The sequence below is a fragment of the Streptomyces viridochromogenes genome, from assembly GCF_001270495.1.
Lineage (GTDB): Bacteria > Actinomycetota > Actinomycetes > Streptomycetales > Streptomycetaceae > Streptomyces > Streptomyces viridochromogenes_A.
On the sequence record NZ_LGUR01000002.1, the window covers coordinates 276,854 to 301,793 of the forward strand.

The window sequence follows — 24,940 nt, forward strand, 5'->3', positions numbered from 1 at the left end:
GGCTGACCAGGAGAAGACGATGGACACCGAAGCCGGCCTCGGCGCCCTCCCGGACGTTCCCGGAACGGAGCGGCCGGTCCCCGAAGCCGAGCCCGGACTCGTGCAGCGGTGGCATGCGGAGGGAGGCGAACTGGTCGATCTGCTGGCCCAGGTGCGCGAGCGCGTGGGCGGCGTCGCCGCGTTCCGGGCCGGCCCGGCCCGCACCATCCTCGTCACCGATCCGACGGCGGTCCAGCATGTCCTCGCCCGGCACCCGGAGCGCTACGTCAAGCGCTCCCACCGCGCCCGGCTGCTGATCGGCGACGGAGTGATGGCCGCCACCGGCACGGCGTGGAAGCGGCAACGCCGGTTGCTGCAGTCCCAGTTCACCGGTACCGGAATGCGCCGCTACGAGCATCGGATCACCGCGGCTGCCCGCACCACCGCCGAGCGCTGGGACGGATACGCCCGCACCGGGCAGGCGCTCGACGTCGGGCAGGAGATGCACCGCTTCGCCCTGGACGCCATCTGGCGCTCCCTCACCGGGCACCCCCTCGATGACGAGACCGAGCGCGAACTGGCCGCCGTGGAAGCCGTGGCGGCGGCCATTCCGACCCTGCCCGCCGATGTCACCGAAGCCCAGGACACCGTCGCCGCCGATCTCGCCCGGATCGACGCCGTCGCCCGACGCGCCGTCGAAGCCGCCCACAGCGGTGCGGCCGGACCCGACGGCCCCGGTCTGGTGCATGTCCTGACCGACGCCTCCACCGAGCGCCCCGAATACACCGACCAGCTGATCCGCGACGAGCTGGTCACACTGCTCGCGGCCGGGCACGAGACCACCGCCACCACCCTGACCTGGCTCTATCTGCTCCTCGACCGGCACCCTGTCGCACGCGAACAGGCGCTCGCCGCCGGCGGCGAGGGTTCGCCCGAACGCCGCCAGGCGATCCAGGCCCTGGTCCACGAGACGCTCCGGCTCTACCCGTCGGCCTGGCTCCTGCCCCGCCGTGCCGCCGAGGACGACATCCTCGCGGGCTACTCCGTCGAGGCGGACACCGACATCCTCGTCTGCCCGTACCTCACGCATCGCGATCCCGAACTGTGGCCGGACCCCGAGCACTTCGACCCCCGGCGCTTCACCGCCCCGGACGGCCGGCCCGCCCACCCGGGTGCCTACTTCCCCTTCGGCATCGGCCCCCGAGCCTGCCTCGGTCTGCAGTTCGCGCTCCGCGAGTCGACCGTCCTCCTCGAACACCTGCTGCCGGCCTACACCCCCACGTTCTCCTCCACCCCCACGACGGCGGAGTACGGCATCACGGTCCGCCCCGGCGGCCCCGCCCCCGCGACCCTGGCGCCGCTGCGGGCCTGACTCGGCCGCGTATTCCTACTCCAGTAGCTTTCAGCCGGTGCAGTAGCTTTCCAACGCCCCCTGGAATCACACGTCGCCGCACGGCGGAACCACCGGAGAGTCGCCCATGCCCCGAGAGGCGCCGTACCTCGCAGTGGCCGACGTGCTGCGCGCACGGATCCTCGCGGGCGAGTGGGGTATCGGGGAGCGCCTGCCGTCCCGGGTGCGGCTCGCCGAGGAGTACGGGGTCGGACGCAACGTCGTACAGCGGGCCATGGACCGTCTGATCATCGACGGTCTCCTCGAAGGCCGCGCCGGCTCGGGCACCTACGTCCGCATGCCGCGCGAGCGCCTGCGGCTGGTGCGCTCGCGGCGCGGCGAACGCCTCGGCGGCTCCCCGTCACTCGTCGGCATGACGGAGCGGGGGAAGGCCGACGCCTGGGACGCGCACAGCCAGGTGCGCGTCCCGGCCCCCGAGGCGATCGTGCGTGTTCCGAAGCCCGCGACGGCTGAGAGATGAGGGGACCGGATGCTCGCCTCAGGACGACCGTCCGCCGAACTGCCAGTCATGGACCTCGACATCGGCGTACCGGTCCGACGTCAGCACCGCACGGGCCACCTCGGCGTCGGGAGCCCGCACCAGTGCCGCCGTGCCCAGCCAGGCGGTGCCGTCGTCGGAGAGCAGCGGCCCGTACGCGATCAGCTCCTCCCGCCCGGGCGGCACATCCTGGTCGACGGGCTCCCCGGCCTCCGGGCCGAGCCCCAGCACCAGATACCGGTTGCCGTCGGTGCTGCCGCCGGGGAAGTCCCACATGGTGCGCCCCAGCAGGTTGCGCCAGCGGCGCAGCAGCACGTCCCGGTACACGCCTGCCTGGTAGTTGGGCTCGTCGAAGGCGAACGCGCGGGCGGCGGCGGCATTCGGCAGGTCGAGGACGTGCACACTGCCGCTCGGCGTGTCACTTTCCGGGGCGAAGGTCGGCCCCCTCGCGATCATCTCCGCCGCGAAACGGTCCATGTACGACCAGTGCTCCTCCAACAGCCGGTCGCGCAACGGGAGAGAGCGGGGCCGGTCACGGTGGTAGCAGAAGAACTCCATGCCCACAGTCTTCATCACCCTCACCGGGGCCGGCGCCGAAGCCCCCACCCGCCGCCGTCGCGCCCTGCCGCCAGGGAGATGATCAACGCCCTGGGTGTCGTCGGCTGGGGCGTCGGCGGCCTCGAAGGACATGCGGCCATGCTCGGCGAACCGGTCATCATCCCCTACCCGGACGTGGTCGGCGTCCGCCTGACCGGCCGGCTGCGCCAGGGCGTCGGTGCCACGGACCACGCGCTGACGCTGACCGAACTGCTGCGCGCCACGGGCGTGGTGAACAAGTTCGTCGAGTTCTGCGGCGACGGCGTCACGACCCTCGGCCGGGCCGAGCGTGCCGCGGTCTCCAACATGGCCCCCGAGTACGGCGCCACCCGCGTCTGCTTCCCCTACGACGACGAGACCGCCGCCTGTCTGCGCCTCAGCGGCCGGGAGGAGGAGCACGTCCGCCTGGTCGACGCCTACCTCACCGCCCAGGGCCTCAAGCACACCGACGACCGCCCCGCGCCGCGCTACGACCAGGTGCTCGACCTCGATCTCGGTTCGGTCGAGCCCAGCGAGGCGGGCCCGAACCTGCCGCATCAGCGGCTGCCGCTGTCCCGCGTACCGGCGTCCTTCCGGCAGGCGGCGGGCCGCCCGACCGGCGAGGTCGACGTGTTCGGGGAGCCGCTGCCCGACGGCCCGGTCGCCATCGCCGCCATCACGAGCTGCACCAACACCGCCAACCCGGCGCTGATCGTGCAGACGGGTCTCCTCGCCCAGCGGGCGGTCCAGCGCGGGCTGATCGCCAAGCCTTGACCTGCTGATCCGGCCGGAGGACTGCCTGCTGTATCCGGCCACCGCCTGACGCGCGTCTCCCCCCCCTCGTCGAGGTGCGCGAGGGAAGCGTCCGCCCTTCTTCGGGGAGTGCGGGCGCCGGGAGCCTGCTCCGCTATGCCCCGGCGCCGCCCGGCTCCATGTGCAAGGCGGCCTTTCTCACCTGTTCCTCGACATCACTGCGCGGCTCGCCGCGCGCTCTGGCGTACTGGACCATCGCGACCTGCGCCTCCCTGGCCAGGTCCCGCCAGGCCCGCAGGGCCGTGTTGTACGTCTCGGTCTGCCGCGCGCTCCAGCCACCGCGCTGGGTCGGCGAGCCGTACATGCGCCGCAGCTCCTCCACGTGCGTGTGCGCCTGCTCGGCCGCACGCTCCTTCTCCACCAGCTCTTCGAAGATAGTCGTCACACAAATGGAGCATAGGCGGGCATATCACCTCTCGCGCGCGGAGCGTGCGGAGCGCGGGGAGGGCTCAGGTCCAGGGCGACACGGCCGCCCGCTGAGTCCACTCCCCGGTCGACAGTGCGAGCAGCGCCTCCGTCTCCCGCGGGTCGGGCAACGGGCCGTGGTCTCCCGTCACTCGGAGGGCGGAGGCGGCGGTGATGTGGCCCAGGCGGAGGGCGTGGGTCGTGCTCTCCCCCCGCAGCAGGCCCGCGAGGAAACCGGCCGCGAAGGCGTCACCGGCGCCGACGGCCTCGACCACCGTGGTGCGCGGCGTGGGCACGGTGTGCACGCCCTCGTCGCTGAACGCGGTCGCGGCGTTCGCCCCGTCCTTGACGACCAGGATGCGGGGACGCGGAAGCTGTGCTCGTATGCCCTCCGGCGTCAGGTCCTCGCCCCACAGCCCCTGTGCCTCGTCCAGGCCGACGAAGACGATGTCGGCACGGTCGGCCAGTGCGCGCAGCACGTCCGGGGCCGTCCCGTCCGGCCACAGGGCGGCGCGGTGGTTGACGTCGAAGCTCACCGCGTACGGGCGTGCGCCGGGCTCGGCGGTCAGGGCCCGCGTCACCAGCTCACGGCACGACTCGGACAGCGCGGGCGTGATGCCGGTCAGGTGCAGCAGCGAGGCGGTGCGCAGGAGCGCGCGGTCCAGTGCCTCGGGGCCCAGCGCGGAGGCGGCCGAGCCCCGCCGGTAGTAGTGCACACGGGTCCCGGCTGGGCCCGGGTCCTTCACCAGCAGGCCGGTGGGCCGGCGGGGGTCGGTCCGCACATGCGACACGTCGACGCCCGCGGCGGCGACGGTGGAGCGGACACGGTGTCCCAGCGGGTCGTCGCCGAGCGCGGAGAGCCAGGCGACCGGGATGCCGTGGTCGGCCAGGTACATGGCGACGTTCGACTCGGCCCCGGCCACCGACAGCCGCAGGTGGGCCGCGTTCAGGAGGGGGGCCGGCGGGTCGGGGGCCAGGGCCGCCATGGTCTCGCCGACGCAGACGACCGGGCCCGGGGCGGGGCGCCAGGGGCCGGTCCCGGCGGATACGCGTGCGGCGGTCATGCCGGGTCCCCGGTGGCCGCGGGCTGCCGGGCGCGGTCGAGCCGGCAGGCGGGCGTGGGGGTGCCCGGCACGTCCACGCGCGCGGTGAACAGGGCCCCGTCCTCGCGACCCGGTGCGGCCAGGCCCACGCGGGCGGACGTGATGTGCAGGACGTCATGGGCGAGGCACACCCCCGCCGGTTGCCGCGCCGGCAGCCGCGCCAGCCGGTCGACCGTGCCGTCGGGGTGGAGCAGGCAGATGCCGGTGCCCGCGACCCAGGTGCCCAGGTGACCGGCCAGGGGTGCCACGGCGCCCAGGGGGACGGGCAGTTGGGCGATGGTGCGCAGGGGTGCCGTGGGGTCGTCCGGGGCCGACAGGAGACGGCCGGCGAGGATGTCGACGAGGACGACGCCGGAGCCGGTCCAGCGGATGCCCTCGCCCGGTTCGAGGCCGTCGGGGAGGGTGGGACGCGGGGCCGCCGTCACCGCGTCGCCTCTTCCACGACCTTGCGGAAGGCTCGGGCGCGCTCCCTGAGGGCGGTGATGCTGCCGCCGTCGGCCGCGTCGCCGACGAGGGGGGAGCCGACGCCGACCGCGATGGCCCCGGCCGCGAGGCAGGCGCGGGCGAGGTCCTCGTCGACTCCGCCCACCGGGACGAACGGCGCGTCGGGGAACGGCCCGCGCAGGGCCTTCAGATAGGCCGCTCCGCCGGCCTCGGCGACGGGGAAGACCTTCAGCGCGGCCACTCCCAGTGCTCGGGCGGCGATGATCTCGGTGGGGGTCATCACTCCGGCGAGGACCGGCATGCCCAGCTCCTGCGCCGCGCCGACGCCGTCGCCGAGGCCCGGGGTGACGGCGAAGTCGGCTCCGGCGCTGTGGGCGGCTCGGGCATCCTCGGCGGTCAGGACGGTGCCGGCGCCGAGGGGCCGGTCCGGGCCGAACGCGGTCCGGGCGCGTTCGATGACGGAGAGGGCGCCGGGGGCCGCGAGTGAGACCTCGATCAGTTCGACGCCCTCCTCGGCCAGCGCCAGCACGGTGCGCAGGGCGGCGTCGGGGTCACCGCCCCGCACTATCGCGACCAGGCGGTGGGTGGCCAGCGTGGCGGTCAGGTCCACGGACGGTGCTCCTTCTGTGCGGGGGTCGAGGGGCGGCGGCAGGCCCCGGCGAGCGTAAGTCGCCAGTGGACCTCGCCGGACGCCGGTACCCGCGCGGCGTCGTCGGGGCCCGCGTCGGCGAGGTCGAAGACGCGGCCGAGCATGGGCTCCACGCCCGTGCTCCGGTACGGGTGCGGCCGGGGGTAGCCGGCGAGGTTGCGGCCCGGACGATCTCGGCCCTGCCCTCCACGACGGGTTCGCCCCAGCCGACCACGCCGTCGTCGGTCTCGACCCGGCAGAACAGCCAGCGCGGCGGAACCAGGAAGGTTTCGATACGAGTGATCTTCACTCGCCGCCGGTGCCTTTCGTGTCGTCGGAGCTCGGGGCGTCGGGACCGTCGATCCGGTCCAGGTCGCGCCCGGCCTGGGCGAGCAGGGCGCGCATCGCGGCCTCCGCGGCCTGCGGGTCCCGCTCGCGTACGGCGTCCAGGACGGCGCGGTGGGCCGGTACGGGGTCCTCGCTGTGCGGATGGCTGTGCACGATGCGGTCCCGGTGGGCGAGGCCCGGTTCGATGACCATCTCCATGCGCTGGAGGAGTTCGTTGTGGGTGGCGGACAGCAGGGCACGGTGGAAGGCGAGGTCGGCCTCCACGGCCTGTCCCGGGTCGGCGCCCTGCTCCCCCATCGCCTCCAGTGCCGCTCCCAGGGCCGCCAGGTCGGCGTCGGTGCGCCGCTCGGCGGCCAGGCGCACGGCGGCCGGTTCGACGATGGCGCGCACCTCGGCGAGGTTGCGCAGCAGGTTCCGGTCCGCGTCGACGGCGAGGTCGGCACCCTCGAACTGCCAGCGCAGCACGTCGGCGTCGAGCAGGTTCCAGTCTGCGCGGGCTCTGACGAAGGTGCCGCGTTTCTGGCGGGCGTCGACCATGCCCTTGGCGGCGAGCACCTTCAGTGACTCGCGCAGGGCCGTGAGACTGACGTCCAACTCGCTCTGCAGCGCCACCAGGTCGAGCGTGGCTCCCTCGGGGATCCGGCCGCCCAGGATGCGGCGGGCGAGGGCCTCCACGGTCTGGCCGTGCACGCCGCGGCGGGCGTAGGGCGTCATGTCGTACAGCCTTTCTGCTGTCGGAAGTGACGCGGGCCGCTCGGTGCGGGGCCGTCGACGTCACGGCGCAGACTGTGGTGCGAGGCCGAGACCCTGTCAATATTAATTACTAATTTAAAGAAACATGGTTCGCCGTCAGCGGTCGCTGGACCACCGCCGCCGCACGGGATGGAACGATGCGCTGGACCAACGCACCGGACGCCGGGATCGGACACCGAGCGTCCGAACCGGACGGGAAGACAGGAGCACCCCCCGATGACCCACCTCGCGGACCCCGAGCGCTACAACGGCACCATGCGCTACCGGCGCTGCGGACGCTCAGGGCTCGACCTGCCCGTGCTGTCGTTGGGGTACTGGCACAACTTCGGTGACGACCGGCCCTTCGAGGCCCAGCGCGAGATCGCCCTGCGCGCCTTCGACCTCGGCATCACCCACCACGACCTCGCCAACAACTACGGCCCGCCCTACGGCGCCGCCGAGATCAACTTCGGCCGTCTGATGAAGCAGGACCTAGCGCCCTACCGGGACGAACTGGTGGTCTCCACCAAGGCCGGCTGGGACATGTGGCCGGGCCCCTACGGCCAGGGCGGCGGCTCCCGCAAGTACATGCTGGCCTCGCTCGACCAGTCGCTGCGGCGGACGGGACTGGAGTACGTCGACATCTTCTACTCCCACCGGCTCGACGCCGGCACCCCGCTCGAGGAGACGATGGGCGCGCTCGACACCGCCGTCAGACAGGGCAAGGCCCTGTACGTCGGCATCTCCTCGTACGACGCGGCGCGCTCCCGGGAGGCGGTCGCCATTCTCCGGGAGCTGGGCACTCCGCTGCTCATCCACCAGCCGTCGTACAGCATGCTGAACCGCTGGATCGAGAACGAGGGCCTGCTGGACGCCGCCGAACAGGAGGGTTTCGGGGTCATCGGCTTCACCGCGCTGGCCCAGGGCCTGCTGACCGGCCGCTACCTCGACGGCGTCCCCGCCGGCTCGCGCGCCACACAGGGCAAGTCCTTCGACGAGACCTGGCTGTCGGACGACATGCTGAGCAGGCTGCGCGCCCTGGGCGACATCGCGGCCCGGCGCGGGCAGACCCTCGCCCAGCTGGCACTGGCCTGGGCGCTGCGCGACCGTCGGGTGACCTCGCTGGTCATCGGCGCCTCCCGCACCGAGCAGCTCGAGCAGAACGTCGCCGCGCTGGAGAACCTCGACTTCAGCGACGAGGAACTGGCCGAGATCGACAAGTACGCCACCGACGGCGGCGTCGACCTGTGGCGGGCGGCCCGGACCGGCAACCTGGACTGAGCATTGGTATGGACCTGACACGCCGTCATGGCTATGCTCTGCCCGACCCTGAATGAGAGCGCTCTCAGATTGCGGTTGTTCCACCCCACTTGTTGGAACGACGAAGGGCAACTCCCTTGAGACGCAGCAGACTCAAGTACGCCGGACTCGCCGTACTCCTCGCGTTCGGCAGCTGGACCGCGGGCGGCACCGGATCGGCCGCGGCCACCGGACCCGACCCCGACCCCGCCTCCGCCTCCGCAGGCGTTCTGGAGGCGATGCAGCGGGATCTCGGCCTGTCGAAACCGCGGGCCGAGGCGCGGCTGGCGGCGGAACGCACCGCCATGGACCTCACGCCGAAGGCACGCAGGGCAGCCGGATCCGCCTATGGCGGCTCCTGGTTCGACGCGGAGAGCGGGCGGCTCACCGTGGCCGTGACGTCGGACGCCCCGCCCTCGACCGTGCGGGAGGTCCGGGCCATCGGAGCGGCCGTGCGCACCGTCGCGCACAGCGCCCGGGAACTCGACGCGGCCAAGGCGCGCATCGACCGCCTCCCCGCACCGTCGGGCGTGAGCAGTTGGCACGTCGACCCGGCGGCCAACACGGTCGTCGTGAACGTCGTCCGGGACAAGCGGGCTGACAACGATGTCCGCCGCTTCGTCTCCCGCGCCCGCGCGGCCGGACCCGTCAGCGTGCAGACGGTCGCCGCCGCCCCGCGCACCTTCGCGGCGGGAACGGTCGGCGGCGACCCCTACTACACCGGCAACGTCCGCTGCTCCATAGGCTTCTCGGTGCGCGGCGGCTTCATCACCGCCGGGCACTGCGGCGGTCAGGGGGCCGCTGTCCGGGGCTGGGACGGCACCCACGTCGGAACGTTCCAGGGCTCCTCGTTCCCGGGCGACGACTACGCCTGGGTGAGCGTCGGCAGCGGCTGGTGGACGGTGCCGGTGGTTCTCGGCTGGGGCACGATCCCGGACCGCCTCGTGCGCGGCTCGGCCGAGGCACCCGTGGGCACGTCCGTCTGCCGGTCCGGCTCCACGACGCACTGGCACTGCGGCACCGTGCTGGCGAGGAACGAGACCGTGAACTACAGCCAGGGCGCGGTGCACCAGATGACGAAGACCAGCGTCTGCGCCGAACCCGGCGACTCCGGGGGCTCCTTCATCAGCGGTGACCAGGCGCAGGGGGTCACGTCGGGCGGCTGGGGCAACTGCTCCGGCGGCGGGGAGACCTGGTTCCAGCCCGTCAACGAGATCCTCGGCCGCTACGGGTTGACCCTGCACACGGCCTGACCCACGGGCGGGGGCGGTCCGGGTGGTGACCGGGGTCGGAGCCGGGCCGGACCGGACCGCCCTCGCACGAGCCGCTGCGCGTGTGCCGGCGGTCGTGCGGCAGGATGAGCACCATGAGCGTAGTCAAGATCAATGTACTGACCGTGCCCGCCGAGCAGCGCGAGACGCTGGAGAAGCGCTTCGCCTCCCGTGCGCACGCCGTGGAGGGCTCCGACGGGTTCGAGTGGTTCGAACTCCTGCGGCCGGTCGAGGGCACCGACACCTACCTCGTGTACACGCGGTGGCGTGACGAGGAGTCCTTCCAGGCATGGATGGAGGGCCCGATGAAGTCGGCCCACCAGGGCGGTGGCGAGGGCGGCGGCGAGCGTCCCAAGCCGGCGGCGAGCGGTTCCACGCTGTGGTCGTTCGAGGTCGTGCAGCAGGCCGGGCCGAAGAGCGAGTAGGAGTCAGCGGCGGGGGCTCGGCCCCCGCCCTCACTCGGTCCCGGTGCGGCGCGACCGTGCGACGGCCGCCAGGACGAAGGTGACGCTGATCAGCAGGGACCAGGCACCGAACTTCTCCACCCCCACGGGCTCCCAGCCGTCGAGTTGGTAGGGGTAGCGCCAGGCGCCCACGTAGGTGGCGAGGTTCTCCGCGACCCAGAGGAAGAAGCCGATCAGGACGAACGACAGCGCGAGGGGCATCCGTCGGCGCACACCGCGCACCGTGAAGCGCACGGACGTGCCCGCGGTGACCGCGAGGAGCAGTACCGCCAGGAGCCGGCGTGCGTCGGGGAGCCAGTGGTGGCTGAAGAAGTTCACGTAGATGGCCGCGGCGACCACGGCCGTCGACCGCGGGCGGTACCGGACCAGCTCCAGGTCGAAGAGACGCCACGCCCGGCAGACGTAGCTGCCGACAGCGGCGTAGAGGAACCCCCCGTACAGCGGGACGCCCGCGAACTTCAGTACGGCGGGCTCCGGATAGCTCCACGAGCCGAGGGAGACCTTCACCAGCTCGAAGGCCAGGCCGATGACGTGGCAGACGGCGATGACGGCGACGTCCCGCCCGTTCTCCCAGCCGCGCATCCAGAACAGCAGCGTCAGCAGCACCCCGTAGACGACGAGCAGGTCGTAGCGGGCCACGGGCAGGCCGGGCAGCAGGGTGGACGCCGCCACACCGGACATCAGGGCGATGGCGAAGGCGCAGGACCGGGTCTGTGTCCACGCGAAGTCGAGCAGCTGGCGCACTGAGGCCGCGAGGGGTCCTGGAATGCTTGCGGTGACCATGATCCCAAGGACGAGCCTGCGGCACGCCCGGTTGCCTCCGGTCCGGCCCGACCGCGAAGTGAGGGCGGATCAACGTGGCCTTCGAATGCGCGGGCCCCGTGGCTGCCACCGGAATGGGGCGCGGCCTCGGCGGTGAGCGACGTCAGCGCCACCAAGGCGGCGCCTTGGGCGGCCGGCAGGGTGGGCGAACGGTGGCGCACGGGAGCCCTCTTTCGCGGGTCGGGATGTCCTGGTCGTAGCGGCGGTGCCGGAGAAGTCTCAGGGTCCCGCCCGCATCATGACCGCGCCGTACGCCGCCGGGCCGTCAGCGACCACGGCTGCACCGACAACGAGTGCGGCCATCTGCCCGCTTCCGCGACCTGCTGAGGGCGGGGCGGTCGCGAAAATCCGTTGCGGCCGTCCGCCTCTCCCCCGGACCCTGAGCCCATGCCCTACGCCCTTCGTCCTGCCGGCCTGACCGACGCGGCCGCCATCACCGAACTGCTCAACGAGGTCGACCGCATCGAGATCGGTCGGCCGGAGACCGATCTGCACATCGTCGAGGCCGATCTGAAGCGGCCCGACATCGCCCTGGACCGCGACTCGTGGCTGGCCTTCGACGGCGAACGGCTCGTGGCGTACGGCCTGTTGTGGGACGAGTCCGGGGGTGAGCGCGTCGACGTCGACCACTATGTGCTGCCCGAGCACCAGCGGGCCGGAGAGCTCGTTCTCGACGCGATCGAGACCCGGGCCCTGGACAAGGCCCGCGGGAACGGTGCGTCCAGGGCGGTGGTGCATCTGCACCTCAACACCGAGCCCACGCTCGACACGAGGCTGATCGAGGAGCGGGGCTGGTCAATCGTACGGCGCTACCACGTGCTGCAACGGCCGCTGGATGCCGCCGTGGACCTCGCGCCGACGGTTTTGCCCGGCATACGGCTGCGGTCGTGCGCCGAGGAGGCGGACCGTGCGCGCGTCCACGCGCTGCACCAGTCCAGCTTCGCCCAGCACTTCGACTTCCAGCCCCGTGGCTACGACCAGTGGCTGCACGACGTCGACGCGGACACGCTCGACTGGTCGCTGGTGTGGATCGCCAGTACGGCGGAGCTGGGGGACGTCGGCTTCCTGCTCGCCCGCGACGATCGTGAGGCAATGGGGTGGATCCGGAGCATCGGGGTGATACGTGAGGGGCGAGGACTGGGCCTCGGCGGTCTCCTGCTGCGGCACGCGTTCGCGGCCTTCGCCGCGCGCGGCCGGGACACGGTGGGGCTCGGCGTGGACACCGCGAACGCCACGGGGGCTCCCGCCCTGTACGCCCGGCACGGCATGACGGTCCACTACGCCGTCGACACCTGGGAAGCGATTCTGAAGTGACCCGGGGCGATCTGGGGATGACACGGCAGTGACCCGGGCACGGATGTCGGCTGTGTAGTCTCCGTCGCTTCGGGTAGGCCCTTGCACTGATGGGGCCCAGGCCGGAGTCGACCGAGAGAGAAGTGTCGGGCCATGTGCCGCGAAACGGATCCCGAGTTCCCCTCGGACGTCGTCGGCCGGCAGCTCGTCGAGGCCGTGGAGAACCTGGTGGCGCACTGGTTGGCGGCCGTCGAGGACGTCCGTCCGCGCCTGCCGCCGCGCCAGATACGCGCCTTGCGGGCCGTCCGCCGCCGGCCCGCGCTCAACGTCAGCGCTCTGGCCGAGCATCTGGGCATCGGGCTGCCCACCGCCAGCCGTCTCTGTGACCGGCTCGAAGCCGGCGGGCTGCTCCGGCGGTGTGTGCAGCCCGGCGACCGGCGCGAGGTGCATCTGGAGATCACGGTCGAGGGGCAGCGGCTGCTGGCGGACGTCACCGAGCGGCTGGCCGTGCAGCTGGCCGCCGCCATCGACGACGTACCTCCCACCCAGCGCGCGCGGCTGGAACAGCTGCTGCACGCCTTTCACAAGGGTCGCTGATCCCGCGCCCCCTCGTGCACATGGCACAGCAACAGGCATACGTCGTCGTCGTGTTCGGAGTCGTGCAGCAGGGGATGCAGGAGCCGGTCGGCCGACGCTTCCAGTTCTTCGGCGAGTTCGGCAGGGCGGAAGCCGCCCAGTTCCTCGGCGAGGCGCCGGATACCGGGGTCGATCCCCTGCGCGCGGCGTTCCACCAGCCCGTCGGTGTAGAGGGCCAGCGTCGAGCCCGGCGGGAGCGGCACCGTGTGGTCGCGGATCTCCTGTTTCAGCGGGATGCCGAGCATGGCGCCGGGCTTGGCGTCGAGCGTGTGCACCTCCCCGTCGGGGGTGCGCAGCACCGGTGGCGGATGACCGGCGGCGGCCCAGGTGAGGGTGGGGTCGTCCGGGTGGAAGCGCGCGATGACGGCGGTGGCGTAGAGGTCGAGACGCAGACGGTGCAGGAACAGGTGCAGTCGCGTCAGGAGTTCACCGGGGCTGCTGCCGTCGACGGCGTAGGCGCGCAGGGCGGTGCGCAGTTGGCTCATCATCACCGCGGCGTGCAGCCCGTGCCCGGTGACGTCTCCGATGACGGTGATGAGGCTGCCGTCGGGCTGGCGGAAGGCGTCGTACCAGTCCCCGCCGATGTTCAGGCCCCGGGTGGCCGGAAGGTAGCGCGCGGCCAGGGTCAGGCCCGGTGTCGTGGGCAGGTCGGTGAGCAGGGCGCGTTGCAGGGTCTCGGCGATGTCCCGGTTGCGCTCGAAGCGTCTGGCGTTGTCCAGGGCGATGCTGGCCCGTCTGGCCAGCTCGATCAGCATGACGGCGTCGTCCGCGTCCCAGCGCTCGTCGGGCGGCGACAGGGTGAGGACGCCCTGCGATGACCGGCGGGTGAGCAGGGGGATGCAGAGGAGGGGCCGGCCGGGGTCGATGGCCGAGGGCGGCTGGTCGTCGACCCCGGGCAGGCCGCCGGGGTGGTCGGCGGCGTACTGCGGCCGGCCGCGGCGGGCCGCGAGGACGGCGGCGGCCGGGTGCGGGCCGCCGCGCAGCGCGTCGTTCACGTCGTCGAACAGCCAGACGTCGACGGTGCGCGCGTACCGCGGCACCAGCAGGGCGGGCAGCAGTCGCACGATGGCCTCGTGGTTGAGGGAGGCGGTCAGCGCGGCGCTGGCGTCGGCCAGGAAGGTCAGCCGGCCGCGGGCGTTCTCCGCCTCCTTGCGGGCCTGCTGCTCGGCGTCGAAGAGCTCGCGCTGGGCGCGGCCGGCGGCGTCCAGTTCGGCGTGGAGCGCCAGTACGCCCTGGTTGGTCTGGTGGAGTTCCTCGCGGTGGAACGCGACCAGTCCCTCCTGCTCGTCGAGCCGCTCCAGCAGCAGGGCGGCGTCCTCGTCGGCGCCGAAGAGGGCCTCGGCCAGCGTCGCCGGGTCGTCGGCGGCGGGCTCGGCGGCGGAGACGTCCACGTCGTCGGTGCAGGGGGCCGACGCCCGCCACGGTGGCCGCCGGTCGTCCGGGCGGCGCTTCACCGGAGCCACCTCGACGCTGAAGTCGCCCCCGGCGGACGACACGGTCGCCGCGACGCCGACCCGCCAGTCACCGCCCTTGGTGAGGCACTGCCGCAGCTGTGCGGTGAGCGCGGCCGCCAGGCGTGTGCGCTCGACGGGAGGTACTCCGCACGCGGCGGCCAGCCGCGCCGTGGCGATGCGGGCCTGCGCGGCGTCGGTGATGGTGCGGACGTACCAGGTGCGGGTCATGAGGGGCCGTCCGGGGGCAAGGGGCTCAGGACGGCGACGGCGGTGTCATCACGTACCGGCCGGGCGGGGCTGCTGGCGTCCCGCACGATCGTCGCGGCGATCACGGCGGGGTCGAGGGACGACGGGGCCCGGGCGGCCGGGCCGGGACTCCAGCGGCTCGGCAGGCCGTCGCTGTGCAGGACCAGGAGACAGTCGTCCGACCAGGTTTCCTGGTGCTGCGGCAGGTGGGTGGGAAGGTGTGTGCCGACGATGCCGGGGCGCGAGACGAGCCCCTGCCAGCTGTCGCCGCGGCGCAGGCGGGCGCCCACGTTACCGACCCCCGCGAAGGACAACTGCCCTACCTGGAGGTCGAGTTGGGCAACGGCGACAGCCGCTCCCCTGGTGTCGCGCAGGGCGCTGTTCAGCCGCCGCAGCAGGTCCGCCGGGGGCAGGTGGGGGGTGCGGCGCAGTTCCTCCACCGCCGCGGAGGAGGCACGGGACGCGAGAGGGCCGTGGCCGAGGCCGTCGGCCAGCATCAGCGTCACGCGGTCGGCCGTCCGCACGCACACCCAGGCGTCGCCGGAGAACTCCCCGCCCGCGAGGGGGATGTTGACTCCGCCCGACCACGCCGGGAGCGGGACGGGATGCGGGCCGTCGCTGCCGCGGTGCGGGCGGGAGGCGATCCTGGCCATGACGATCGTGCCCCGCCCGGGTGTGCTGTGCAGGCCGAAGTCGTCGGCCGTGCGCAGGCAGGTGCCGAGGCCGGCACCGAGGGAGGCGGTGGTCGAGTAGCCGTCGCGCAGCGCCGCGGCGGGGTCGTGCATGCCGGGCCCGTGGTCGACGGCCATGATCTGCACCCTGGAGACCCGCTCGTCGCCGTAGGCCGGAACCGGTGGGCCGACCAGGTCGAGGAGGATCCGCCCGCCACCGGCGTGCTTCAGCAGATTGGTGGCGAGTTCGGTGGCCACGAGCTCGGCGGCGGCGACCCGGTCCTCGGCCAGCCCGGCATGGCGGGCCGCGGCCCCGGCCGCCACACGGACGTCACGGACCCGGGTCGAGTCGTGCACCGGCACCTCCCAGACGCGCGGCATCAGAATGCCTCGCGCGGACCGGGCGGCCGGGAGATCCATGACGTCACCGTAACGGTGGTGCCGCTGCCCCGGTGGCTGTCGACGGAGAAATCGTGGACCAGGCGCCGGGCGCCGCCCAGGCCCATCCCCAGTCCCTCACCGGACGTGTAGCCGTCGCTGAGGGCCAGATCCAGGTCCGCGATGCCGGGGCCCTGGTCGCTGAAGACGAGACGCAGTCCCTTCATCCCGCCACTGGTCACCGCGGTGCACTCCATCTGTCCCCCGCCGCCGTGGACGAGGGCGTTGCGGGCCAGCTCGCTGGCCGCGGTGACGAGTTTGGTCTGCTCCACCAGACCGAACCCGAGTCGGGCGGTCATCTCCCGTACATGCTGTCGCACCCGCACCAGATCGAGGTCCGAGTGGATCGGCAGGCAGGCGGAGACGCTGCCTGTGCTGTGGGTCACGGGCGCTCCCGGCGGGCACGCCCGGCGCGGGGCAGGACCGACACCTCGGCCCCGAGCAGGTGCAGGGCGTCCTCGGTGGTGAGGGCGGTGCGCAGGCCCGGCAGGGTCAGGCCGAGTTCCACCAGGGTGATGGCCACCGCCGGGCGCATCCCCGCGACCACGGTCTGCGCCGCCAGCAGGCGGGTCATGGCCGCGACGTCGCTGAGGACGCGGCCCATGAACGAGTCGACGATCTCGACACCGGAGAGGTCGATGACCACGCCGCTGACCGCGCTGTCGGAGACGGTCTCGCCGATGTCCTGCCGGAGCTGCTCCGCCGTGCTGTCGTACAGGTCGCCCTGGAGGGTGACCAGAAGGACCCCGCCGAGCCTGAGGACGGGGACGTGCCCTTCGTAAGGGAAGGTGGAGGCGCTGGTCACCGGGGCTCCGCAGCCGAGGAGGGGTTCGCGACGATGTGGGCGCCCTGCTGCTGAAGAGCGTAGGCCAGGGCGTCCGCGAGGCTGGCGCGGGTGAGCACCGAGCTGAGGTCGATGCCGAGGTGGACGATGGTCTGCGCGATGGCAGGCCGGATCCCGGAGACTATGCACTCCGCGCCCATCAGCCGCGCCGCCGCCACGGTCTTCATCAGGTGCTGCGCCACCAGGGAGTCGACCGTCGGGACTCCGGTGATGTCCAGGATCGCGATGCGGGCGTGCTGCTCGACGACGGCGTCCAGGAGGGTCTCCATCACCACCTGACTGCGGGCGCTGTCGAGGGTGCCGATCAGCGGTACGGCGACGATGCCCTCCCACAACTTGATCACGGGGGTGGCGATTTCGAGCAGTTCGAGCCGCTGACGGTTGATGAGTTCCTGCCCGGCGCTCATCGCCGTCTCCATCATGACCAGGCGCAGTGTGCCCATCAGCACGGTCAGCCCCGTGGTGCACTCCCGCAGGTGCTCGGCGGGTGCCTCGGAGAGCTCGTCGAGCAGAAGGTCGTTGACGGCCGGCCGCAGCGCGTCCATCTCGGCCGAGATCTGCGCGATGGTGGCGCCGGCGCGCGCCCGGGAGTGGGCCGTACGCGCCAACTGCTCGCGGACGACCGCGAAACCGTCCGCCTCCGCGTCCTCCAGGCGTCCGGCGGCGGCCACCGCGGCCAGCGCCTCCACCACGGCCCGGCCGGCTTCCACCGCCTCGTCCCGGGACACGGTGAACACGGTGCGGAACAGCGCCGCGTCGGCCCAGCGCTGGGCGATCTGCTCCCGGCGCTGCCGCAGGAAGATCCCGACCTCCTCCGCCGGGTTGGTGTGCTCTTCTGCCGTTTGCTGCTCCGGCACGTACTTCCCTCCTCATACGGTGTGCGCCGCCCCGACCCTACGGGGAGCGCCGGACGGTTCGGTCAGGTCGCCCGCCGCGGCCCGAACCAGTCGAGGCAGACCACGAGGGCGTCGTCGTCGGGTACGGGCGTGCCGCGGTGACCGGCCAGTTCCCGCAGGACGGCACGGGGGACCTCGGCCGCGGGCAGCAGGCTGGTGGACACGATGGCGCGGGCGAGTGCGCGCTCCCCGTACCGCTCGCCGCCGGGCGCGGCGACGGCGTACACCCCGTCGCTGGCGAAGACGAGCCGGTCGCCGGGTTCGAGGTCGACGTCGAGTACCTGGGCGACGTAGTCCGTCTCCTCGAACATGCCCAGGGGAAGCTGCGCGTCGAACTCGAAGGCGGTGACGGTACGGCCGCGCAGCCGCAGCATCTGCGGGGAGCCGGCGTCGACGACCTGGAGCCGGCCCGTGCGCAGGTCGAGGTCGAGCAGCAGCACGGCCAGGTGGGCGTCTCCCCGGTGCTGGGCGTAGACGGCCTGGTCGGCGAGGGCGGCCTGGTCCGCGATGGACAGACCCGCGCGCCGTGCGTTGCGCAGCGCGTTGATGCCCAGGTTGGTCAGGAGGGACGCCTCGATGCCCTCGCCCATGCCGTTGGTGATGTAGAGCATCAGACGGTCGGCGTCCGCGGACCAGTCGAAGTTGTCGCCGAAGATCGCGTAGGCGGGTTCGAGCTGGGCGCCGAGCGCGTACTCGGCACGGCTGCAGGAGCGGCCCGGCAGGAGTTGCCACTGCATCTCCGCGGCCAGGGTGAGGCGGTCGGTACGGCGGGCCCGCAGGTACAGGTCGGTGTCCCGGTCGGCGACGATCACCTCGTGCCCCAGCACCTGTGCCACGTCGGCCAGTTCGTCCAGGCACTCCTCGGCCCGGTCGGCGGAGGGCATCGTGACGGCCAGCACGCCGAGCCGGTCGCCGCGTACGGTCACCGGCAGGTGCAGGCGCACCCGGCCGTCGGTCAGCTTCTCGACGAAGGGTTCCTGGGACCCGAAGGCACGTCCGGCCGGGCTGCCGTGCGCCGGCATCGGGTCGGGCAGGCTGGGCGCCGGGTGGCCGGGCCGGCTCCTGCCGGTGCCGTGGCCGGCGGGGACGGGCCGGAGCGTGGCGAGGCCGTAGTCGGCCAGGAAGAGCTGAACGGTCGTCGCCGCGTACTCGTCGCACAGTACTTCGCGGACCGCGTCCACCAGTTGGTGCGGGGCGGCTGAGCGAAGTGCCCGCTCGGCTGCCACGAATCTGTTCACGATGTCGGATACGCCAATCTTGTCACGGTGCCGGCGCTGGACCCGCGGTTCCGCGGACGCCGCCCATCGGTCCTTCTTGTCCGTATCTAGTGCTCTGTACCTATTGCCCGAAGCGGTGGGCTGACAGTGTCCGGGAAGCCTGGAAGAGTGGGACCGTGACTTCCTCCCACTCGCATCCGCGGCCGGACGAGGTGGCGCGTGTGACCTCCGAGGCCGCCGAGTTGCTGGAGGTCCTGTGGAGCCGGGCTTCGACGGCACCGGTGTCCGCCTCCCAGATCCGCGTGCTGTTCATCCTGGAGCACAGCGCCGGCATCAACCTGCGCATGCTGGCCGAGGCCCTCGGCTCCACGCCGCCCTCGACCAGTCGGCTCTGCGACCGCCTCCAGGCGGTGGGCTTCGTCGAGCGGGCACCCAGCGCCTCCAGCCGCCGGGAACTGCGCCTGCACCTGAGCCGCCGCGGACGGACCTTTCTGGCGGAGCTGCGCGCGCGGCGCGAGGCCGCGCTGCAGTCCGTGCTGGAGCAGATGCCCGTCACGCAGCGCACCGCTCTGCTGGAGGGCCTGGAGGCGTTCTGCGCGGCGGCTTCCGCGGAGATCCACGAGGGTGACGAAGCCTCCGACGCCAGAAGCGCGTGAGGCCCGGCAACGTGGGCCGTCCTCGTTGCTGACCGGCACGTTCCACACCCCTCCCGCGCTTGACCCGCTCACTCTGTTGCCTCATGGCCATAGTTGTCAAACAGCAACTGTTGATGCTGTGGATGCGGCGCGCGATCGTTGAACTGCCGCTCCGGGAAGCGGTCTTCCGAGCGGTCTTCGAAGCGGACTTCACCGCTCCGGCGAGGGCGAGGGAGGCGGGCCCGGCTCGGATTCCGGTCCGGCGTGCGGTTCCGCGTCCGGCGGGGAGTCCGGCCTGGAGTCCGCGGTGGCGAGCGCCTCCTCGGCGCTCCCCACGATCGGGACGGTGATGCTGACACCGGTGAGATCCATGATCCGGCGGACGGCCGGCGTCGGAGAGATGACGTACACACCCCCCGGAATCTCCCGCACCTCCTGATAGGCCCGCAGGACGATGTTCATGCCGGACGAGTCCATGAAGGGAACGCCGGCGATGTCGAGCAGGAAGTGCCGTCGGCCGTGGTGGAGCTGGTTGGCGAGGTGATGCTGCAACTCGGTGGCCGTGTCCATGTCCAGGTCACCCTCGACCGTGAGCAACACGGCGTCTTCCCGGGGCACTTCCACCTTGATCGACAGGGGATTCTGGGCAACGGACACAAGTACCTCCCACAGGCGTTGACGACCGGGACGGGTGCCCCGACGAACGGTTTTGATGCATCGCGTACCGCACTGACCGGTGACGGTCGTCGATGCGTCCGCCCGCCTACCCCCGAATCCCCCCAGCACACAAGGCCCGTGCGAGGGAACGGCTTGCGTCACACTTCTGGCTGCTTTTGCGCGCACGGGCCCCGGAGAACGGTTTGGCGGTCGGTCATCCGGTGACGCGACTAGAGAGAAACATCACCCGATGTGGAGGAGAAAGGGGCTCGGGCCCTGCGCGGGTTCTCCGCCTCCTCGCCTCTGTGAGTCAGGGAGCGAAAGGATGAGTGAGAAGTACCGGACCGGCACCACCAGGCCCCCGGCGGGCGCGGGCCGTCCGCGCCCCGGGCCGCGGAGTCCGGCCGAGGCACGCGGAGCCGTGCGGCGGGTTCTGTCCGAACAGTCGTGCGCCCGGGGCACCGCCTGCGCGCCGGACACGCTGTCGGACGCGCTGCTGGTGGCATCGGAACTGACGACCAACGCGATCCTGCACGGCGGCGGCGTCACCGGCTTCGACGTCGAGGTCGTCGACCAGAACCTGTACCTGTCCGTCAGCGACCGTGAGCGACGACGACCGATCACTCTGCCCCCGCTCGACCCCCACGGCCGCCACCGCTGCGGCGGCCGCGGCTGGCCGATCGTCTGCAGGCTCTCCCGCACCGTCCAAGTAACAGACCTCCCGTCCGGCGGCAAGCGCGTCACCGCGGTGATCCCGCTGTCGGTTGCGGCGGAGCGCGGGCGTCCGGTCGATGTGGAGAGGGCTTGATGCGGACAGGGCCTGATGCGGGGGGCCTGGAGGAGCTGGCAGGACTGGAGGGGGCAGGGTCGGGGGGGAAGCCGGGCGGTGGGGCCGGCACCGGACAGCCGGGACACGGACCGGTCGGGACTGGGACGGGGCAGGACTTCAACAGGCCGCGACGCGACAGGGCCGGGACACGGACGGGGCGGCGCGCAGCAAGGCCGGGGCCGGACAGGCGGGGACACGCGGGGCCTGGCTAGGCGGGCAGAAACTCGGCGAGGCCGGGACTCAGACAGAGCGCGATGTGGAGGGGCCGGCACACCCACAGGACAGAACACGAACAGGTCGGTTCTCGGCCAGTGCGGGCAGACGAGCCAGGACTTGACCCGGTCGGGACGCGAACGGGGCGGCACGCAGACAGGTCGGCACGGGGAGGGCGAGCCAACCCGTGGACAACCTGGCCTCAGACAGCCCACGCCCAAGGGCCGCGACCTGACAACCCCCGGACGCGCGGACGGGGCTTGGCCCGTGCTCAGGTCAACACGAGAAGAAGCGGGCTCGGCCAGACCAGGCGAACCGACCATGGCCCGACCAGCCCGGACGCCAACAAGGCAGCACGCACACAGATCGGCACGAGGACGAGCCAACCCGTGGACAACCTGGCCTCAGACAGCCCACGCCCAAGGGCCACGACCCGACAACCCCCGGACGCGGAACAGACCGACACCCCCACACGCCGGCACTCGGACAGGCCGAAGCTCGCCCCGTGCGGGCGGACCTGCCAGGACTTGACGAGGCCAGGACGCCAACGACCGAGCGGGTGGGCCCAGTAAGCGGACAGATCGGCGCGCCTACCGCCGAGCGGATGTGCCCGCACGGGGAGGCGACGGGACTCGCACGGCCGCGCCGCCAGGCCGACGGGCGGCCGACAGACCCGGTGCGCCAGGCCGACGGGCGGTCGACAGACCCGGTGGCGGGCCGACGGGCCGCAACTATGTGGCCGCGGCCCACATGCGTCGACTCCATACGGGACCGTGCCGACCGCAGCCGGGCCTGTGCCCTTCGCGCGAGCCGTCAGGCGACCCCCCGGTTACAGCAGGCTTCCGCGCCGCCGGCCCGCCTGCGGGCCAACGGGCGGGCCGACCCCGTTCAGGCTGTCTGCGCCGCTGGCGCGAGGCGACAGGCGGCAGGTGGCCGTCAGGCCACCCCCGGCTCCAGCAGTCCGACGCGCAGTTGCTTGATGATGCGGCTGATGAGGCGCGAGACGTGCATCTGGGAGACGCCGATCCGGTCGGCGATCTGCGCCTGGGTGAGTTCCTCGACGAAGCGCAGATGGATGATCCGGCGCTCGCGGTCGCCCAGTTCGGCGATCAGGGGTGCCAACGAGTGGAAGTCCTCGACGAGTTCCAGCGAGGGATCCTCCTCACCGAGGAACGCGGCAAGCACGGACTCGCTGTTCTCGGAATCGGGCGTGACGGCCGCGTCGAGGGAGGCGGACTGGTAGCAGTTGGCGGCCTTGCGGGCCTCGATGACCTCTTCCTCCGACAGGGACATCAGCTGGGAGAGCTCACGCGTGGTCGGCGTGCGGCCCAGCCGGGAACTGAGTTCCTCCGTCGCCTTGGCCAGCTCCGCACGCGCCTCCTGAAGCCGGCGCGGCACATGGACCGCCCAGCTCGTGTCACGGAAGAAACGCTTGATCTCACCGACGATGTACGGGACGGCGAAGGTCGTGAACTCGACCTCCCGGGACACCTCGAAACGGTCGATGGCCTTGATCAGCCCGATGGTTCCGACCTGGACGATGTCCTCCAGCGAGTCCCCACGGGCACGGAAGCGCGACGCCGCGTACCGCACCAGCGACAGGTTCATCTCGATCAGCGTGTTGCGCACGTACTGGTACGCCTCGGTGCCCTCTTGCAGCATGACCAGTCGGTCGAAGAACTGACGCGACAACTCGCGTGCGTCCTGCGGGCTCACCCTCGTCGGATCCTCGATGAGCGGCAGCGCCGCCCCGTCCGTCGTGACCGTCTCCTGTGCCGTGGCCGTTGCCTGCGCCACCGTCACGGCTGCCATGCCGCCCTCCCCATCTCAGGAACCAGTTGTCCATCCCCGCGTGCCCGAACTCGCGCGTCTCATGCCCCTTCCCGCAACTTCTCTCCTCCACCTCTCCCGCCCGCGTGCCGACTTCTCGACTTCTCCCCTCGACTTCTTCCCTCGGCCTGTCCTCCTCTGGGCTTCCCTCGCCGCGATCACGGCGTGGAGGTGAGTTCCGGCGTGAACCCGCCCCTTGGCGGGATCCGATCCGGACACGCCGTCCGCGCGTGCCCCCTCGCTCGTTTGCGTGGGGAGTTGCGGGGCATGCGGGATTTCGTGCTTCGGACCAGAGGCGCCCCGGTGCGACAGATGTGACCACTCCAGGGCTTTCGCGCCCCGAACACCACGCACCGTTTCCCACGGAGATTCCCGCAGAACGCCGTTCAGGAGCTGTTCCGCATGCTGGTTGAGACGTCCGCACAAGGTTCCGCCCCATCCACCCGTCCCCGCGTGTCCGGTGGACGCGTCCACAACGACGCCCCCGACACCGCGGCCGACTTCGCCCGGCTCGCCACTCTGCCCGAAGGGCCCGAGCGAGACCTGATCCGCGACGAACTGACCAAGGTGTGGCTGCCCATGGCCCACCGCATCGCCGGGCGATTCCGCAACCGTGGTGAGTCGCTGGAGGATCTGCGTCAGGTCGCGGCCCTCGGACTGGTGAAGGCGATCGACCGCTACGAGCCCGGACGCGGAGCCTTCGAGAGCTACGCCGTGCCGACCATCACCGGCGAGATCAAGCGGCACTTCCGCGACCGGATGTGGGCCCTCAGGGTCCCCCGGCGCGTCCAGGAGCTGCGCAACAAGGTTCGGATCGCGCGGCGCGACCTCGCCGAGAGCGCGGCCGGCGCCAACCCCTCGGTCGCCGAGATCGCCGCCCACACGGGGCTCACCGAGGAGGAGGTCAACACGGGGTTGGAGGCTCTGGAGAGCTTCAGCACCCTGTCCCTCGACGCCGAGATGTCCTCGAGCGACGACGGGTTCAGCCTCGCCGACACGATCGGCGGCTGCGACGAGGCGTACGACGTCGTCATCGACCGGGAGGCGGCGAAGGAGGGACTGCGGCGCCTGCCCGAGCGTGAGCGCGCCATCCTGTACATGCGCTTCTTCGAGGACATGACACAGAGCCGTATCGCCGATCAACTGGGCATCTCCCAGATGCATGTCTCCCGCCTCATCAGCCGGTGCTGCGCCCGGATCCGGGACGAGGCACTCGACCAGGGGTCGCGGCCGGAGCACTGCTGCGACGAGGGCGGCAGCGGCCGGACGACCGTGTGACGCGGGACCCCTATGACGCGGGAACCGTATGACGGGGACTGGTCCGAGTCCCGGCATTCAGGAGATCACCTCATCCAGGAGCGCAGACACATGCTGATGCCCCATCCGACGATGCTGCGCAGGCTCGTCGAGGAGTACGAGACGCTCATGTCCCACCCGGGCGGCGGGGACATGGAGGGCAGCGACGACGGCACGGGCCGGCGCGTCCTGCGCGCGCAGGACCTGGCCTACACGCTGTGCGTGTCGACCGGAACACGCGAGGTGGGGCGGGCCCTGGAAGCGGCCCGCCGCCTGCTCGCGGCCGCGCACGACCCCGTCGCGGCCCGCTACCTCGCTCCGCCCCATGATTCGGCCGTGCCCGGGTAGACGGAGCTCCATGGACCCGGGGACGGACGACGAGGAGCGGAGACGACAGCGTGCGAGGAATGGTGAAGTGACGGAAGCCGCAATCCCCTTGGCGCGAGCCTGCCATGCTCAGGGAGTGATGAGCATTCCGCGGGCCGCGAACGAGCGACCGTGAAGCCGATGGAGCGTCGTCCGGCCGGGGACAGCCGGACGACGCGTCCCCGGTCGGTCCCGATCACCAGCGCGGCGGCGGCACGGAGCTATGTGCGGTCGGTCGTGGAGAAGCACCGGCGTGTCCCGTCCGGCCCGACGGGTGAGCGAGCCGTCATGGATCTCCTGCTCGTCGTGTCGGAGGTGGTCACCAACGCCATCCGGCACGGCGGCGGCCTCGCGGGGTTCGAGGTGGCCCTGCTGCCCGAGGGAGTGAGACTGAGCGTGCACGACTACAGCGAGGCCGTCCCCTCCGCCGCCTACGGGCCCGGCACGCTCCCCCACACGCATGAGGGCAGCGGCTACGGATGGCCTCTGATCATCCGTCTGTCCCGCGAGATCCACATCGAGCGCCGCCGCGCGGGCGGCAAGACGGTCACCGTGCTGGTGCCGCTGGCCTGAGCGCCCCGATCGGGCCTCAGTGCCCAGCGCCCGCTCCGGCCCGAGTCCCGCTCGTCGGGCGGGCCGGCGGGCT

28 protein-coding genes and 2 pseudogenes are annotated in these 24,940 nt (G+C 72.2%); 13 read left to right on the forward strand and 17 right to left on the reverse strand.

Annotated features, from left to right (window positions below):
• The first annotated feature begins 19 nt into the window (after positions 1-19).
• Both ADK36_RS01175 and ADK36_RS01180 read left to right on the forward strand, forming a co-directional pair.
• Positions 20-1,351 carry a cytochrome P450 gene (locus ADK36_RS01175; RefSeq protein WP_048579673.1) on the forward strand — a complete coding sequence of 444 codons (1,332 nt, stop codon included), beginning with the start codon at positions 20-22 and terminating at the stop codon, positions 1,349-1,351.
• Positions 1,352-1,457: 106 nt separating this feature from the next.
• Positions 1,458-1,713 (forward strand): annotated as a pseudogene (locus tag ADK36_RS01180) (winged helix-turn-helix domain-containing protein); the annotation flags it as partial.
• Between the two features lie 155 nt (positions 1,714-1,868).
• Here the strand turns inward: ADK36_RS01180 and ADK36_RS01185 are convergent.
• Positions 1,869-2,426, reverse strand: a complete 558-nt coding sequence (locus ADK36_RS01185; RefSeq protein WP_048579672.1) for a YciI family protein — start codon at positions 2,424-2,426, stop codon at positions 1,869-1,871.
• A 78-nt stretch (positions 2,427-2,504) separates the two neighbouring features.
• On the opposite strand from ADK36_RS01185, the gene ADK36_RS01190 reads away from it, so the two are divergent.
• A complete protein-coding gene (locus ADK36_RS01190; protein WP_053195943.1) occupies positions 2,505-3,218 on the forward strand; it encodes an aconitase family protein in 714 nt (237 codons plus the stop codon).
• A 133-nt stretch (positions 3,219-3,351) separates the two neighbouring features.
• Here ADK36_RS01190 and ADK36_RS01195 read toward each other — a convergent pair whose 3' ends face one another.
• From ADK36_RS01195 to ADK36_RS01215, 7 genes and pseudogenes are all read right to left on the reverse strand, one after another.
• Positions 3,352-3,642 carry a hypothetical protein gene (locus ADK36_RS01195; protein WP_048579670.1) on the reverse strand — a complete coding sequence of 97 codons (291 nt, stop codon included), beginning with the start codon at positions 3,640-3,642 and terminating at the stop codon, positions 3,352-3,354.
• A gap of 64 nt (positions 3,643-3,706) precedes the next feature.
• Positions 3,707-4,726 (reverse strand): sugar kinase, encoded by a 1,020-nt coding sequence (locus tag ADK36_RS01200; protein ID WP_048579669.1) that lies wholly within the window; start codon positions 4,724-4,726, stop codon positions 3,707-3,709.
• On the reverse strand, positions 4,723-5,190 hold the full coding sequence (locus tag ADK36_RS01205) for a hypothetical protein (RefSeq protein ID WP_048579668.1): 468 nt from the start codon (positions 5,188-5,190) through the stop codon (positions 4,723-4,725). Before ADK36_RS01205 ends, ADK36_RS01200 begins: the two co-directional genes overlap by 4 nt.
• The gene (locus ADK36_RS01210) at positions 5,187-5,819 is read right to left on the reverse strand and encodes a bifunctional 4-hydroxy-2-oxoglutarate aldolase/2-dehydro-3-deoxy-phosphogluconate aldolase (RefSeq protein WP_048579667.1); all 633 of its coding nucleotides are present in this window, start codon (positions 5,817-5,819) and stop codon (positions 5,187-5,189) included. The genes ADK36_RS01205 and ADK36_RS01210 overlap by 4 nt, the downstream gene beginning before the upstream one ends.
• Positions 5,810-5,971, reverse strand: a complete 162-nt coding sequence (locus ADK36_RS45685; protein WP_425315283.1) for a hypothetical protein — start codon at positions 5,969-5,971, stop codon at positions 5,810-5,812. Before ADK36_RS45685 ends, ADK36_RS01210 begins: the two co-directional genes overlap by 10 nt.
• Before the next feature lie 44 nt (positions 5,972-6,015).
• Positions 6,016-6,147: pseudogene (locus ADK36_RS49880) on the reverse strand (galactonate dehydratase); the annotation flags it as partial.
• The gene (locus ADK36_RS01215) at positions 6,144-6,899 is read right to left on the reverse strand and encodes a FadR/GntR family transcriptional regulator (RefSeq protein ID WP_048579666.1); all 756 of its coding nucleotides are present in this window, start codon (positions 6,897-6,899) and stop codon (positions 6,144-6,146) included. The pseudogene ADK36_RS49880 and the gene ADK36_RS01215, both read right to left, overlap by 4 nt.
• Before the next feature lie 255 nt (positions 6,900-7,154).
• On the opposite strand from ADK36_RS01215, the gene mgrA reads away from it, so the two are divergent.
• From mgrA to ADK36_RS01230, 3 genes are all read left to right on the forward strand, one after another.
• On the forward strand, positions 7,155-8,198 hold the full coding sequence (gene mgrA, locus ADK36_RS01220; RefSeq protein WP_048579665.1) for an L-glyceraldehyde 3-phosphate reductase: 1,044 nt from the start codon (positions 7,155-7,157) through the stop codon (positions 8,196-8,198).
• 116 nt (positions 8,199-8,314) lie between these two features.
• Positions 8,315-9,469, forward strand: coding sequence for a S1 family peptidase (locus ADK36_RS01225; RefSeq protein WP_048579664.1), 1,155 nt, complete (start codon positions 8,315-8,317; stop codon positions 9,467-9,469).
• Positions 9,470-9,582: 113 nt separating this feature from the next.
• Positions 9,583-9,912 carry an antibiotic biosynthesis monooxygenase family protein gene (locus ADK36_RS01230; protein WP_048579663.1) on the forward strand — a complete coding sequence of 110 codons (330 nt, stop codon included), beginning with the start codon at positions 9,583-9,585 and terminating at the stop codon, positions 9,910-9,912.
• A gap of 30 nt (positions 9,913-9,942) precedes the next feature.
• Here the strand turns inward: ADK36_RS01230 and ADK36_RS01235 are convergent, their stop codons facing one another.
• Complete coding sequence (locus tag ADK36_RS01235) at positions 9,943-10,734, reverse strand: DUF817 domain-containing protein (protein WP_048579662.1); 792 nt, start codon at positions 10,732-10,734, stop codon at positions 9,943-9,945.
• A 426-nt stretch (positions 10,735-11,160) separates the two neighbouring features.
• On the opposite strand from ADK36_RS01235, the gene ADK36_RS01240 reads away from it, so the two are divergent.
• Both ADK36_RS01240 and ADK36_RS01245 read left to right on the forward strand, forming a co-directional pair.
• Positions 11,161-12,087 (forward strand): GNAT family N-acetyltransferase, encoded by a 927-nt coding sequence (locus ADK36_RS01240; protein WP_048579661.1) that lies wholly within the window; start codon positions 11,161-11,163, stop codon positions 12,085-12,087.
• A gap of 132 nt (positions 12,088-12,219) precedes the next feature.
• On the forward strand, positions 12,220-12,663 hold the full coding sequence (locus ADK36_RS01245; RefSeq protein ID WP_048579660.1) for a MarR family winged helix-turn-helix transcriptional regulator: 444 nt from the start codon (positions 12,220-12,222) through the stop codon (positions 12,661-12,663).
• Here ADK36_RS01245 and ADK36_RS01250 read toward each other — a convergent pair.
• The 6 genes from ADK36_RS01250 to ADK36_RS01275 form a co-directional block, all read right to left on the reverse strand.
• On the reverse strand, positions 12,648-14,384 hold the full coding sequence (locus ADK36_RS01250; RefSeq protein ID WP_048579659.1) for a PP2C family protein-serine/threonine phosphatase: 1,737 nt from the start codon (positions 14,382-14,384) through the stop codon (positions 12,648-12,650). The two genes, ADK36_RS01245 and ADK36_RS01250, sit on opposite strands and share 16 nt — an antisense overlap.
• The gene (locus tag ADK36_RS01255) at positions 14,381-15,454 is read right to left on the reverse strand and encodes an ATP-binding SpoIIE family protein phosphatase (protein WP_053196025.1); all 1,074 of its coding nucleotides are present in this window, start codon (positions 15,452-15,454) and stop codon (positions 14,381-14,383) included. The genes ADK36_RS01250 and ADK36_RS01255 overlap by 4 nt, the downstream gene beginning before the upstream one ends.
• A complete protein-coding gene (locus ADK36_RS01260; RefSeq protein ID WP_048579657.1) occupies positions 15,454-15,897 on the reverse strand; it encodes an anti-sigma regulatory factor in 444 nt (147 codons plus the stop codon). The genes ADK36_RS01255 and ADK36_RS01260 overlap by 1 nt, the downstream gene beginning before the upstream one ends.
• A complete protein-coding gene (locus ADK36_RS01265) occupies positions 15,894-16,316 on the reverse strand; it encodes an STAS domain-containing protein (protein WP_048579656.1) in 423 nt (140 codons plus the stop codon). The genes ADK36_RS01260 and ADK36_RS01265 overlap by 4 nt, the downstream gene beginning before the upstream one ends.
• On the reverse strand, positions 16,313-17,212 hold the full coding sequence (locus ADK36_RS01270) for an STAS domain-containing protein (RefSeq protein ID WP_048579655.1): 900 nt from the start codon (positions 17,210-17,212) through the stop codon (positions 16,313-16,315). Before ADK36_RS01270 ends, ADK36_RS01265 begins: the two co-directional genes overlap by 4 nt.
• Positions 17,213-17,274: 62 nt before the next feature.
• Entirely contained in the window at positions 17,275-18,489 is a 1,215-nt protein-coding gene (locus ADK36_RS01275) for a PP2C family protein-serine/threonine phosphatase (RefSeq protein ID WP_048579654.1), read from the reverse strand.
• Between the two features lie 155 nt (positions 18,490-18,644).
• Here ADK36_RS01275 and ADK36_RS01280 point away from each other — a divergent pair, with 155 nt between their 5' ends.
• Positions 18,645-19,124 (forward strand): MarR family winged helix-turn-helix transcriptional regulator, encoded by a 480-nt coding sequence (locus ADK36_RS01280; protein WP_199830071.1) that lies wholly within the window; start codon positions 18,645-18,647, stop codon positions 19,122-19,124.
• A 189-nt stretch (positions 19,125-19,313) separates the two neighbouring features.
• On the opposite strand, the gene ADK36_RS01285 is transcribed toward ADK36_RS01280, so the two are convergent.
• A complete protein-coding gene (locus tag ADK36_RS01285; RefSeq protein WP_234329615.1) occupies positions 19,314-19,760 on the reverse strand; it encodes an STAS domain-containing protein in 447 nt (148 codons plus the stop codon).
• 325 nt (positions 19,761-20,085) lie between these two features.
• Here ADK36_RS01285 and ADK36_RS01290 point away from each other — a divergent pair, with 325 nt between their 5' ends.
• A complete protein-coding gene (locus ADK36_RS01290; protein ID WP_048579653.1) occupies positions 20,086-20,568 on the forward strand; it encodes an ATP-binding protein in 483 nt (160 codons plus the stop codon).
• A gap of 1,170 nt (positions 20,569-21,738) precedes the next feature.
• On the opposite strand, the gene ADK36_RS01295 is transcribed toward ADK36_RS01290, so the two are convergent.
• Complete coding sequence (locus tag ADK36_RS01295) at positions 21,739-22,614, reverse strand: RNA polymerase sigma factor SigF (RefSeq protein WP_048578868.1); 876 nt, start codon at positions 22,612-22,614, stop codon at positions 21,739-21,741.
• Positions 22,615-23,034: 420 nt separating this feature from the next.
• Here ADK36_RS01295 and ADK36_RS01300 point away from each other — a divergent pair, with 420 nt between their 5' ends.
• The 3 genes from ADK36_RS01300 to ADK36_RS01310 all read left to right on the forward strand — a co-directional run bounded on the left by ADK36_RS01300 (position 23,035) and on the right by ADK36_RS01310 (position 24,867).
• Positions 23,035-23,910 carry a SigB/SigF/SigG family RNA polymerase sigma factor gene (locus ADK36_RS01300; protein ID WP_048578869.1) on the forward strand — a complete coding sequence of 292 codons (876 nt, stop codon included), beginning with the start codon at positions 23,035-23,037 and terminating at the stop codon, positions 23,908-23,910.
• Positions 23,911-24,000: 90 nt separating this feature from the next.
• A complete protein-coding gene (locus ADK36_RS01305; protein ID WP_053195946.1) occupies positions 24,001-24,276 on the forward strand; it encodes a DUF5133 domain-containing protein in 276 nt (91 codons plus the stop codon).
• A 159-nt stretch (positions 24,277-24,435) separates the two neighbouring features.
• Positions 24,436-24,867: an ATP-binding protein gene (locus tag ADK36_RS01310; protein WP_048579210.1), complete on the forward strand. Its 432-nt coding sequence runs from the start codon at positions 24,436-24,438 to the stop codon at positions 24,865-24,867.
• Positions 24,868-24,940 lie beyond the last annotated feature (73 nt).

Bases quoted from the DNA above. Each gene is read 5' to 3' on its own strand.
- ADK36_RS01295 (WP_048578868.1), bottom strand. From the start codon at position 22,614: ATGGCAGCCGTGACGGTGGCGCAGGCAACGGCCACGGCACAGGAGACG.
- ADK36_RS01190 (WP_053195943.1), top strand. From the start codon at position 2,505: ATGATCAACGCCCTGGGTGTCGTCGGCTGGGGCGTCGGCGGCCTCGAA.
- mgrA (WP_048579665.1), top strand. From the start codon at position 7,155: ATGACCCACCTCGCGGACCCCGAGCGCTACAACGGCACCATGCGCTAC.
- ADK36_RS01240 (WP_048579661.1), top strand. From the start codon at position 11,161: ATGCCCTACGCCCTTCGTCCTGCCGGCCTGACCGACGCGGCCGCCATC.
- ADK36_RS01305 (WP_053195946.1), top strand. From the start codon at position 24,001: ATGCTGATGCCCCATCCGACGATGCTGCGCAGGCTCGTCGAGGAGTAC.
- ADK36_RS01175 (WP_048579673.1), top strand. From the start codon at position 20: ATGGACACCGAAGCCGGCCTCGGCGCCCTCCCGGACGTTCCCGGAACG.
- ADK36_RS01290 (WP_048579653.1), top strand. From the start codon at position 20,086: ATGAGTGAGAAGTACCGGACCGGCACCACCAGGCCCCCGGCGGGCGCG.
- ADK36_RS01250 (WP_048579659.1), bottom strand. From the start codon at position 14,384: ATGACCCGCACCTGGTACGTCCGCACCATCACCGACGCCGCGCAGGCC.
- ADK36_RS01185 (WP_048579672.1), bottom strand. From the start codon at position 2,426: ATGGAGTTCTTCTGCTACCACCGTGACCGGCCCCGCTCTCTCCCGTTG.
- ADK36_RS01200 (WP_048579669.1), bottom strand. From the start codon at position 4,726: ATGACCGCCGCACGCGTATCCGCCGGGACCGGCCCCTGGCGCCCCGCC.
- ADK36_RS01310 (WP_048579210.1), top strand. From the start codon at position 24,436: ATGGAGCGTCGTCCGGCCGGGGACAGCCGGACGACGCGTCCCCGGTCG.
- ADK36_RS01215 (WP_048579666.1), bottom strand. From the start codon at position 6,899: ATGACGCCCTACGCCCGCCGCGGCGTGCACGGCCAGACCGTGGAGGCC.
- ADK36_RS01300 (WP_048578869.1), top strand. From the start codon at position 23,035: ATGCTGGTTGAGACGTCCGCACAAGGTTCCGCCCCATCCACCCGTCCC.
- ADK36_RS01255 (WP_053196025.1), bottom strand. From the start codon at position 15,454: ATGCCGCGCGTCTGGGAGGTGCCGGTGCACGACTCGACCCGGGTCCGT.
- ADK36_RS01230 (WP_048579663.1), top strand. From the start codon at position 9,583: ATGAGCGTAGTCAAGATCAATGTACTGACCGTGCCCGCCGAGCAGCGC.
- ADK36_RS01235 (WP_048579662.1), bottom strand. From the start codon at position 10,734: ATGGTCACCGCAAGCATTCCAGGACCCCTCGCGGCCTCAGTGCGCCAG.
- ADK36_RS01245 (WP_048579660.1), top strand. From the start codon at position 12,220: ATGTGCCGCGAAACGGATCCCGAGTTCCCCTCGGACGTCGTCGGCCGG.